General features: G+C 62.4%; 10 protein-coding genes. 5 read left to right on the forward strand and 5 right to left on the reverse strand.

Going from position 1 to position 10,808, the window contains the following annotated elements; all coding sequences use genetic code 11:
• Positions 1–2 precede the first annotated feature (2 nt).
• From ABFX56_RS12880 to ABFX56_RS12895, 4 genes are all read right to left on the reverse strand, one after another.
• Entirely contained in the window at positions 3–770 is a 768-nt protein-coding gene (locus tag ABFX56_RS12880) for an ABC transporter ATP-binding protein (RefSeq protein ID WP_346233739.1), read from the reverse strand.
• On the reverse strand, positions 767–2,632 hold the full coding sequence (locus ABFX56_RS12885; RefSeq protein WP_346233740.1) for a branched-chain amino acid ABC transporter ATP-binding protein/permease: 1,866 nt from the start codon (positions 2,630–2,632) through the stop codon (positions 767–769). The genes ABFX56_RS12880 and ABFX56_RS12885 overlap by 4 nt, the downstream gene beginning before the upstream one ends.
• The gene (locus ABFX56_RS12890) at positions 2,629–3,498 is read right to left on the reverse strand and encodes a branched-chain amino acid ABC transporter permease (RefSeq protein WP_346233741.1); all 870 of its coding nucleotides are present in this window, start codon (positions 3,496–3,498) and stop codon (positions 2,629–2,631) included. Before ABFX56_RS12890 ends, ABFX56_RS12885 begins: the two co-directional genes overlap by 4 nt.
• Before the next feature lie 137 nt (positions 3,499–3,635).
• Positions 3,636–4,796: an ABC transporter substrate-binding protein gene (locus ABFX56_RS12895; RefSeq protein WP_346233742.1), complete on the reverse strand. Its 1,161-nt coding sequence runs from the start codon at positions 4,794–4,796 to the stop codon at positions 3,636–3,638.
• Between the two features lie 267 nt (positions 4,797–5,063).
• Between ABFX56_RS12895 and ABFX56_RS12900 the strand changes: the two genes are divergently transcribed.
• Positions 5,064–5,861, forward strand: a complete 798-nt coding sequence (locus tag ABFX56_RS12900) for an IclR family transcriptional regulator domain-containing protein (RefSeq protein ID WP_346233743.1) — start codon at positions 5,064–5,066, stop codon at positions 5,859–5,861.
• A 39-nt stretch (positions 5,862–5,900) separates the two neighbouring features.
• On the opposite strand, the gene ABFX56_RS12905 is transcribed toward ABFX56_RS12900, so the two are convergent.
• On the reverse strand, positions 5,901–6,698 hold the full coding sequence (locus ABFX56_RS12905; protein WP_346233744.1) for an IclR family transcriptional regulator: 798 nt from the start codon (positions 6,696–6,698) through the stop codon (positions 5,901–5,903).
• Positions 6,699–6,890: 192 nt separating this feature from the next.
• Between ABFX56_RS12905 and ABFX56_RS12910 the strand changes: the two genes are divergently transcribed.
• The 4 genes from ABFX56_RS12910 to ABFX56_RS12925 all read left to right on the forward strand — a co-directional run bounded on the left by ABFX56_RS12910 (position 6,891) and on the right by ABFX56_RS12925 (position 10,798).
• Complete coding sequence (locus ABFX56_RS12910; protein WP_346233745.1) at positions 6,891–8,147, forward strand: FAD-dependent oxidoreductase; 1,257 nt, start codon at positions 6,891–6,893, stop codon at positions 8,145–8,147.
• A gap of 72 nt (positions 8,148–8,219) precedes the next feature.
• Positions 8,220–9,188 carry an ABC transporter substrate-binding protein gene (locus ABFX56_RS12915; protein ID WP_346233746.1) on the forward strand — a complete coding sequence of 323 codons (969 nt, stop codon included), beginning with the start codon at positions 8,220–8,222 and terminating at the stop codon, positions 9,186–9,188.
• A 57-nt stretch (positions 9,189–9,245) separates the two neighbouring features.
• Positions 9,246–10,028: an ABC transporter permease gene (locus ABFX56_RS12920; protein WP_346233747.1), complete on the forward strand. Its 783-nt coding sequence runs from the start codon at positions 9,246–9,248 to the stop codon at positions 10,026–10,028.
• A complete protein-coding gene (locus ABFX56_RS12925) occupies positions 10,025–10,798 on the forward strand; it encodes an ABC transporter permease (RefSeq protein ID WP_346233748.1) in 774 nt (257 codons plus the stop codon). The genes ABFX56_RS12920 and ABFX56_RS12925 overlap by 4 nt, the downstream gene beginning before the upstream one ends.
• The last annotated feature ends 10 nt before the right edge of the window (positions 10,799–10,808 follow it).

Raw genomic sequence — 10,808 nt, forward strand, 5'->3', positions numbered from 1 at the left:
CGTCAGATTCCGAGGTAGATCTGGCGCACGCGCGGGTCATGCCGAAGATCGGCGGCTGCCCCGTCCATCACGATCTCGCCATTTTCCATCACGTAACACTGTGTGGTCGCCTCGAAGGTGAGCTTGGCGTTCTGCTCGACGAGGAGGATGCTCATCCCGGTCTTGTTCAGGCGCTGAATGACCTCGAGAACCTCGTCAACCAGTATCGGAGACAATCCCATCGACGGCTCGTCAAGCACCAGGAGGCGCGGCTGCGACATCAGCGCTCGGCCGATGGCGAGCATCTGCTGCTGACCACCGGAAAGTGCTCCAGCAAGTCGTGACTTCATTTCGCCGAGCACCGGAAACATCTCGTAGATCTCGTTGACCTGCGCTCGAGTGGCGTTGTTCCACCGTTGGATATAGGCCCCGAGAAAGAGGTTCTTCTCCACGCTCAGGCCGCTGAAGACGTGGCGCCCTTCCGGCACGTAACCGATCCCCTGCGACACCACCTTGCGTGCAGCAATGTGCAGGAGGTCGGCATCCCCGTAAGTCAGTTCATCCGCGTGACGGTGCACCAACCCGAGGACCGCTTTGAGGGTCGAGCTCTTGCCGGCTCCGTTCGCGCCGATGATGCCGACGGATTGGCCGACTCCGACCCGGAAACTGATGCCTCGAACCGCGGCGACGCCGCCGTAGTTCACCGACAGGTTTCTCACGATGAGCTCCGCGCCCGGACTCTTCGACGCGCCGGCGATATCGCGCGACTGCGGATCAATTGCTGTACTCACTGTGCCGTCACCCCGTCGGTCGTCGTTTCACTGTCTGCATGGTCGATGTCCGCACCGAGGACGTCTTCCTCGAGTGCCGAATCGTCGCCGAGATACGCCTCGATCACGGCGGGAGTGCGTGCCACATCGGAAGGGAAGCCATCGGCGATCACCTTGCCGGTGGCCAATACGGTGACCCGGTCGCAGAGCGACATCACCAGGCCCATGTTGTGTTCGATGAGCAGAACGGTCACACCCTGCGCGCGGATGTCGCGCACAATCAGCTTGAGCTGATTGACTTCGTCTCCGTTCAGGCCGGCTGCGGGCTCGTCGAGCAGCAGCATCCTCGGTGCGGTCGCCATGGCCCTGGCGATTTCGACCCGACGCTGGGCCCCATACGAGAGTTCTCCCGGTGCGGCGCCGGCCAACTCGGTGAGGCCGTAACGCTCCAGCAGCTCATCGGCCTTCTTCCCCATCGCACGATCCTTGCCCAAGATGGCGAAGGGCCACAAGAGGTACCGCCAGCCCCACATCGTTCGGCTGCGGTCGAGTCCAACGAGCACGTTGTCACGCACGGTCAACAGGGGGAAGAGCCGCAGGTTCTGAAAGGTGCGGGCCACCCCTCTCAGCGACAGTTTGTACGCCACCGTGTTGGTCGATCGCTGCCCGAACACTTCGATTGATCCTGACGTCGGAGGGTGCACGCCGCTCAACACGTTGAACAGGGTCGTCTTACCCGAACCGTTGGGGCCCACGATGCCCCGGATCTCGCCTTCGCGAACCGAGAGTGAAACCCCATCGAGGGCTCGCAGTCCTTTGAAGCTTTTCACGACGTTCGTGACTTCCAGTGCGATCGGTGCTTCGGCTGCCGGGGTGCCATCGGCACTCCCGGAGCCCAGCGCAAGCGGCACGTACAGGCCCACCCGCTTTCCCGCCATCGTGTTGCCGCGTCGCTTCTGCCAGTTCTTTTTCACCTGAGCGGGGATCCCCGCGAAACCCGCGGGCAGGAACACCACGATGATGACGACGAGGGCGCCGTACCCGAGCTGCGCATAAATGGAGAAGTCAGCCAGCGCCTCGCGGATGAAGATCAAGGCAATGGAACCGACGACCACGCCGGGCAGGCTGTGGCGTCCGCCGATGACCACCATCGCCAGCAGGAAGAACATGTTGGCGAGGCTGAACGAGTCCGGAGCGACGTAGCGGATCATGCCGGCGTAGAGAACACCGGCGACGCCGCCGTAGAGTCCGCCGAACGCGAAGGCCACCATCCTGAGGATGGGGACCTCGGCTCCCATCGCGGCGGCCGCCAGATGGTCATCGCGCATTGCCTTGAGCCTGCGACCCAGTCCGGTGTGCACGACGAAGGCTGCGAAGGCGATGCCGATGATCACGATGACCAATTCGAGGTAGTAGAAGAGGTAATCGCTGGACAGGTCTATTCCGAAGAAGATCGGTGCCGGAACACCGCTGAGCCCGGAACCTTGGCCCGCGATGGGCAGATTGAGCACCAGGCTGACGAAGGCGAGGGCCAGGCCGAGCGTGACGATGGCCAGATAGTGGGATTGAAGCCGCAGCGCGGGGATGCCCACCAGAAGCGACACCACAACGGTGAGGAGCACACCGCACAACGCCGCAGGCCAAAAGTTCCATCCCAGTTGGATGGTCAGGACCGCCGCCGTGTATGCACCGATCCCCAGGAAGGCGACCTGCGCCAAGTCGAACTGGCCACCGATTCCCATCGACAGAAACAGTCCGATGGCCAGGAGGCAGAAGATCATGGCAACGTTGGCCACGTGCACGGTGTAGCTGTCGAACAGATACGGCAAGTAGAAGGTGATCGCTGCCAAGACGATCAACGGAACGATGATTTTCTTGGTCATGCGCGGTTCACCGTGCTCTCTCCGAAGATTCCTGTTGGGCGGATGACGACCACTACGGCGAAGGCCAGGAACGCCGCCAGATCGGCATAGCCCTGGAAGAACCCCTGCGCAAAGGCGTAGAGAATGCCGAATCCGAGGCCGCCAACGATGGCACCCTTGATGTTGCCGAAACCTCCGAGAACGGCTGCTGCAAAGCCCATGATGCCGAGCGTCGCTCCGAACGTCGGACTGACATACAGCACCGGCCCAGCCAATCCGCCGCCCAGGGCGGCGAGTGCGGCGCCGATCGCGAACGCGAAGGCATTGCTGCGGCCGACGTTCACACCCAGTGCTGTTGCTTCTTCGAAGTCCATGGCAACGGCCTGCATCGCGATTCCACGTTTCGTGCGATCGAGAAAGAACCAGAGCACGGCCGACGCGATGGTGGCAATGACGATGACCAGAAGTTGAAACTGTTTGATGTAGATGCCGAAAAGGTTGAAGGGCTGCTCCCCTACCGGGCTTGGCACGGACTGCCCCGCAGTTCCCCAGATGATGATCGCTATGCCCTCGAGCATGATGCCGAAGCCAAGGGTGCCGATCAACATCAGATCGAAGTCCTTGTTCTCGAGGGGACGCAAAATGCGCTCGATGACAAGGCCGAGCACGGCAGTGGCGGCAATGGAGACGATCATGGCGATCCAAAATGGCAGCTTCGTGCTGACAAACAGAGTCGCCGCTATATACGCGCCGATCATGAGGATGTCGCCGTGGGCGAAGTTGACCAGCCCCATGGCCCGGTAAACAAGTGAGAATCCAAGCGCAACGAGTACATAGATCGCACCGATGCCGATCCCACCTACCAAAGTCTGCAAAAAGAACTGCATGTTCTCTCCCTGTGTGATCGGGAACGATACCGGACTCGCCGGTCATGACGGACTGGGTGAGTGACTGAAGGAGTGAGTCTCGTCCCGAGAGGCGATCGAACGTCTCTCGGGACGATGCTCGCCAGCAGGCTAGCCGGCTACTTCTCCGGCACGAGAGCGCCGCCCTTGATGATTGCGATCTGCGTTTCGTGAACGCCATTTCCGTCTGCATCGAATTCAAAGTGGCCAACGAGGCCGTCGTACTTGATCGACCGGATAGCCTCGGCGAGCGTTGCGCCGGTGCCAACCTTCGTATTCTTCAGCGCCTGGATGACGATTTGCGTGCCGTCGTATGCCTTGGCTCCGTGGAACTCCGCTTCCTCACCGTACGCAGCCTTGTACTCCGCCGCGAATTTCTTGGTTGCGGCGTTCGCGTTGTTGCCGATGTATGGCGTGCTGCAAACGGACCCCTCGGCAATTGCCTCACCGGCGGTCTGGAGGTAGACGGGAGTGCCGATGGGCGCTCCGCCGGCAATCACCGCGTCGATGCCGAGCTGACGTGCTTGCTTGGCGATCAGGCCCGATTCCACCTCCTCAGCACCGATGAACAATACGTCAGGCTTCGCTTGGCGAATCGTGGTCAGCGCGGAGCTGAAATCCTTTTGGTCCGGGGTAACCACTTGATCCGCTACCGGAGTGGCCCCGGCATCCTTGAGCGCAGCAGAAAAAGCATCATGTTCGCCGACACCGTAGGAGCCGTTGTTACTGATCATCGCGATCGACTTGTAGTTCTTGTTCAGAAGATACTTCGCCAAGGTCTGGTCGAACGCAGTGCTGGGCGGCGAATTCAGAAAGACGAACGGGTTGTGGAGTTGCCCGAGCTTCGGCGATTGGCCGGATGTCACCATAGGAATTTTTTCCTGCTGGAGAATCGGTGCCATGGCCAGCGAGTCCGCGCTTTCCGCGGTACCCATGACGACAATGTTTCCGTCGCTGGCAACCTTGTGGGCCAAGTTCGTACTCACGGTCGGGTCGCCTTGGTCGTCATACAGGGAAAGCTTGATCTGCCGGCCCTCAATGCCCCCCGCCTTATTGATTTGTTCCACTGCCAGCTTGACACCCTTGTACTCCCACGCGCCCAGCGAACTCAGCTGACCGCTCTGCGCGTCGACAACGGCAATCTTGATCGGGCCCTTGTCGCTGGCACCGGTATCCGATTTGGCACTCTGCCCTGGGGCAGAGCATCCAGCCAAAAGCATCGCCGCGACGGCTGCTCCGGCAACGATGGGGTAAACCCGCTTGATTCTGCGTTCGATCATTGCTCACCTCGGTGTGATTGGAGATCGGAGACACCACCGTCTCCGAGCGAAGCGGGCAGGTCTTGATAATCAAGAATTGCGCGCCTAGCGAACTATTGTTCTCAGAAAGAACATAGAGTGCAAATTCGCGTGCGTCAAGGATCTTTTTCGGACACATCGCAAAAACCGTCTCGAGGCGCAGAGCGACACGGTCCGATTCGGTCCCAGCCAGCATTCCGATGTAGTCTCCGATGTGCGCAGTACGTACAGAAGAACGAGAGGCGACCAATGCCCAAGGGCGAATCACCCGACCGTGAGCCCTACTACGTTCGCGCGGCAGAACGCGTGTTGCAGGTCATCCAGGCATTCGACGCCGAGCACCAGAGTCAGACGCTGAGTGACATCGCGGCGGCAACCGGACTCACACGGGCGACGGCGAGGCGCCTCTTGCTGACGCTCCAGGACCTCGGCTATGCGGATTCGGAGGGACGTCGTTTCACTCTGACCCCCCGCGTGCTTCAACTGGGCTATGCCTACTTGTCGAGCATGTCACTCGTCGAGGTCGCCAGGCCGCACCTGCGGGACCTTGCCCGCGAACTCAGTGAGACGGCATCACTTACAGTTCTCGATGGTGATGAGATCGTCTATATCGATTTGGCCACGAGCTCACGGCTGAGCTCTATCCAGATCAGTATTGGGACCAGATTCCGCGCACACACCACGTCAATGGGGCGGGTACTGCTGGCTGGGCTTCCCGCCGACCGGTCCGAAGCTTACCTGGCCCGTTTGGAACAAAACCGTCGCTCGGAGCGCACGGTCCGTTCCATCGACGACTTACGCCGAGAAATCGCGGAGACCGCGGAGCGGGGCTGGGCCACCGTCGACCAAGAGCTTGAAGAGGGCCTGCGAGGGGTTGCGGTGCCGGTGCGAGACCAGCAGGGCAAGGTGATCGCCGCGGTGAACGTCTCCGCTCATGCTGCGCGCAAGACCATCTCGGATCTTGCCGAGCTTTACGTGCCAGCGATCCGGAATTGTGTGGCCCAGATCGAGGCGGGCCTTGTCGGCTATCGACCGCGTCGTTCGTAGCCACACCGGGGGCATACTCGCAAACCAATCCTGCCGTCACTATGCGTCGTCCAGGCTCAGCCCGGCAATGTCCCGCTCGATGCCGGCGCGCGTGGCCAAGATCAGGCCAATCGAGTCCTCTTTAAGGAGGTCGCTCGAACGAATGGCCGGCGCAGCCACCGAAAACGCTCCGACGGCGACACCCGAGCGATTGGTCAGCACGGCGCCGACGGCCACGAGTCCCTCCTCGGTCTCCTCCGTGTTCACGGCATAGCCGTCGTCGCGCACCCGACGCAGCTCCGCGACGAGGCTGTCGAATTCGCGCGCTGACATCCGGTCGGCGGAGAATGCCGAGCCCTGGGCCTGGTACAACCTGGCCAGGTGAGTCGTGTCCAGTTCCGCCAGCATGGCCTTGCCGCCCGAGGCGTGCCGCGCAGGCAACACCGACCCCTGACGATCACCGACCCGCAAGAACCGCGACGACTCGATCGTCTGAAGAAACCGCACGGAAGTGCCCACCCGAATCATCAGGTTGACCGTCTCACCCAATCGGCCCAGCAGCAGTTCGAGGTGCGGCTGGGCGAGACGGCGCAGCTGTTTGGTCCACCCCACAAAAACCGGCGGCACGCCGACGGAGGGACCGGGCAGATAGGTGCGCGACTCGTCCTGCACAGCGAATCCGCGATACACCAGCATGGCCATCAGCCGATGCGCAGTCGACGGCGCGATGCCCAGCTGCTGGGCGGCATCCTTCAGGCGCAACCTGCCCTCGTCGCGCAGCACTTGAATCAAATGGAGCGCGTTGTCCACCGATTCGAGCGAATAGGTGGGCTTGCGCTTCTGCGGGGCATTCTGCATGCAGGAACTCTACAACAGCACCGGCGCTGTAGCCTGCGTAAGATGCTGCTGTCGACTGCCCCTCAGTCGCCCTACAGTTCCACGTGCCAGAATTTTGTTGCGGCCTGGCCGCAGATCGTCCAGGGTTCTTCACTAAGAGGCGCGCGGCCGAGCACGGTGGCGCACACATCGCGTTCCGACGAGAGGCTCACTATGGATTTGAATGCCGCACATCGATCAGCGACGGATGTTCTGGTCGTCGGCGGTGGCATCGCCGGGCTCGCGACAGCGGTCGGTCTGACCAGGGCAGGTGCGACGGTCACCGTCGTCGAGCAAGAGCCGGACTTCCACGAGGTGGGTGCCGGCCTCGAACTCGCACCGAACGGGACCAGGGTGCTCGCCGAATGGGGCCTCCTCGACGAGATGATGTCGTTCGGCGTGCGCCCGCAGGCTCTGGTGATCAAGGACGCCATCGACGGACACGAGTTGGCCAGACAGGACCTGGGCGCCGAGTTCGAGAGCCGGTACGGCGGACCCTACCTTGTGGCGCACCGCAGCGACCTCCTGGGCATCTTGTTGCGCGAGGCCGAGCGGGCGGGCGTCACGCTCGTCACCAACCAGAAGATCGAACGCGTGGACACCGTGGGCGACGGCGCCGTCGCCACGGCGGTCGGCGGCGCGAGGTTCGAGGCCCGCCTCGTCGTCGGTGCGGACGGTCTCGGCTCCACCCTGCGCGGCGCACTGTCAGATGACGTGCCCATTCCCTCCGGGTTCGTCGCTTACCGGGGAACCTGCCGAATGAGCGAGGTCGACCTCGAGGCCGACCTCGACAACGTGGTGGCCTTCATCGGGCCGGGCTGCCATTTCGTGCAGTACCCGATCCGCAAGGACACGCAGCAACACGGCCAGCTGCTCAACCAGGTGGCGGTGTTCCAGTCGCCGGCGTTCCTGCGCGGGGAAAGCGACTGGGGGCTGCCCGACGAAGTGGATGCCGCGTTCTCTGCGTGCACCGAACAGATCCGGCATGCGTTGCAGTACGTTCCGCGAGACCGTCATTGGCTCATGTACGACCGCGACCCCATCAGCGAGTGGGTGGACGGCAGGCTGCTGCTCCTGGGCGACGCCGCACACCCGATGCTGCAGTACCTCGCCCAAGGCGCCTGCCAGTCGATCGAAGATGCGCGAGTGCTGCAGTCCACCGTGGCCGGTTCGGTCTTCGGCGCGGATGCCGGTGCGGACGGCTGGGACGAGGCGATCCGCGAGTTCACCCGCATCCGGGCCCCGCACACCGCTCGTGTGCAACGCACGGCGAGGCTGTGGGGCGAATCGTGGCACGTCGACGGCATTGCGCGCACGCTGCGGAACCTGCTGTTCTCCGGCCGCGATCCGCAGGACTACCGCTACACGGATTGGCTCTACGCAACCCACGATTTCAGCCGCGAACTTGACGCCGAACCGCGTCGCTCATAATGTATAGAGAACACCTGTTCGTATGCCGAACAGATACACAGCCCACTAGCATCACCACAAAGGAGTGACACCATGAGGAAATCCATTCTGCTCGGGGTGGCTGCACTGTCCGTCTTGGCGCTCAGCGCCTGCGGCCAGGCGGCTCCCGCCTCGAACTCCGGCGATTCCACACCCGACGCCAAGGCCCCCACCAAAATCACGGTCGGCGTCATCCCGATCGTCGACACCGCACCGATCTGGCTCGGCGTGAAGAAGGGCTTCTTCAAGGACGAGGGCTTGGATGTCACCGTGCAGCCGACCACAGGTGGTGCCGCGTCGGTGCCAGGAGTCGTCGCCGGCAGCTACGATTTCGCCTTCGGAAACTACGTGTCCACCATGGTCGCCAACGACAAGGGACTCGGCCTTAAATATGTGACCAACGGCAACTCCACCGCGGGTGATCCCGACTTCGGCGCCGTCATCGTGCCGGCGGACTCTCCGATCAAGACCCCAGCCGATCTGTCCGGCAAGACGATTTCGGTGAACAACCTGCAGAACATTGGTGACACCACCATCCGCACGGTTGTCGACGAAGACGGAGGCGACTCCTCGAAGATCAAGTTCGTCGAGGTGGCGTTCCCGGATGCCGAGGCCGCGGTCACCAACAAGCAGGTCGACGCCGCGTGGATTCTGGCACCGTTCCTCGACTCCGCAGTGTCCCACGGCGCGCGCGTGATCACCTACAACTTCTCCGCGTTCGACCCGAAGCTGGACATTGCCGGCTACTTCACCCTGGCCAAGACGGTCAAAGAGAAGCCGGAGCTCACCAAGGCATTCACGACAGCGATGAACAAATCACTCGAGTATGCGGACAGCCACCCGGACGAGGTCAAGCAGATCGTCACCACCTACACGAAGATGACTGCTGACCAACTGGACAAGATGGTGCTTCCAAAGTTCCACGCCGACTTCAACCGTGACGCGCTGAAGAAGCTCGGCGAGGCGGCCGCGAAGTACGGCACCCTGTCCAAGGCACCCGACCTGGACTCCCTGCTGCCGTAACCTTCGAAGTCAACAGAAAAGAAAGTCGAGCCTCGAGTGTCGAGCACGAACAGCAGGATGTCCAGAAGGCGAGTGGCCGGTCCGGCGCTCGGAGCGACGGGCATCCTGCTGTTCCTGCTCGCCTGGGAGGCGGTTCCTCGGCTGGGTCTGGTGCAGGAGCGTTTTCTGCCTCCGGCCAGCAAGGTGCTGGTGACCCTGGTTGATTACTTTGGCCAGGCAGCGTTCTGGAACGACGTCGGTGAGACCATGCTGGCGTGGACGATCGGTCTGGCGGTGTCGATCGTCGCGGCGGTGATTCTGGGCCTGATCATCGGGTCCAGTTCGTTCCTCAGCAGGGCGACCTACACGACCATCGAGTTCCTGCGGCCGATCCCTTCGGTGGCGTTGATCCCGTTGGCGGTGCTGTTGTTCGGGGTGAAGATCGAGTCGTCCCTACTGCTGGTGATTTACGCCTCCTTCTGGCAGGTGCTGCTGCAGGTGTTGTACGGGGTCGCGGATGTCGACCCCGTCGCCGAGAACACGGCCAGAAGCTATGGGCTCGGTCCAGTGGCCAGGGCCCGCTACGTGGTGTGGCCGACCGTGCTTCCGTATCTGATGACGGGCATCCGGCTCGCGTCGGCGGTCGCCCTCATCCTCGCGATCACCGCGGAGTTGATCATCGGTTCCCCGGGCCTCGGCTACCAGATCGCGTTGACCCAGTCCGGTGGCGCCGTGCCGGAAATGTACGCGCTGATCGTGGCAACCGGGATGATCGGGGTCATCATCAACTTCGGAATGCGACTGATCGAGAAGAAGACGCTCGCCTGGCATTCGTCGATCCGCAGCGAGGTGATCGCATGAGCGCCCTGAAGCGAGTCGCCTACTTCGTCGGCCTGCCGTTGCTGCTGATCATCATGTGGTGGGCGCTGACCCTCGGCCCGACCAACTTCTACGTGCCGACGCCGCAGAAACTCGGCGAGACCTTCGTGAAGGTGTGGGGTGGCGAACGGTTCCTCACCGACTTCCTGCCCAGCGTGATCCGGCTGTTCATCGGCTTGGTGGCCACCATCGTGTTCGGCATCGTGTTCGGCGTGCTGATCGGCTCCTACCGTTGGCTGCGCTCGCTCACCGAGCCGGTGCTCGAGTTCTTCCGCGCGATCCCGCCGCCGGTGCTGGTGCCGCTGTTGCTGCTGCTGATCGGCGCCAACGACCAGATGCGCATCGTCGTGATCATCTCCGGCGCGATTTGGCCGGTGCTACTGAACACGGTCGAGGGAGTACGCGCCGTGGACGACGTACTGATCAACACCAGCCGTACCTACCGCATCAACGGATTCGCCCGGCTGCGCTATCTCGTGCTGCCCTCGGCCACTCCGCAGATCATGACCGGCATCCGGCAGTCTCTGTCGATCGGCCTGATCCTCATGGTGATCTCCGAAATGTTCGGCGGGTTCTCCGGACTAGGCTTCACCATCGTGCTGTTCCAGCGCGGTTTCGCCATTCCCGAAATGTGGTCCGGCATTGCCGTGCTGGGCTTCATCGGCATCGCACTCTCCCTGGTCTCCAAGGCCGTGGAGGGCAAGGTACTGCGTTGGTACCGCGGATTGAAAGAGGTACAACGTGACAGTTAACGAGCCAGCC

Origin of the sequence: Parafrigoribacterium mesophilum (assembly GCF_039652555.1) — a bacterium.
In the GTDB taxonomy this organism is placed as follows: domain Bacteria; phylum Actinomycetota; class Actinomycetes; order Actinomycetales; family Microbacteriaceae; genus Parafrigoribacterium; species Parafrigoribacterium mesophilum.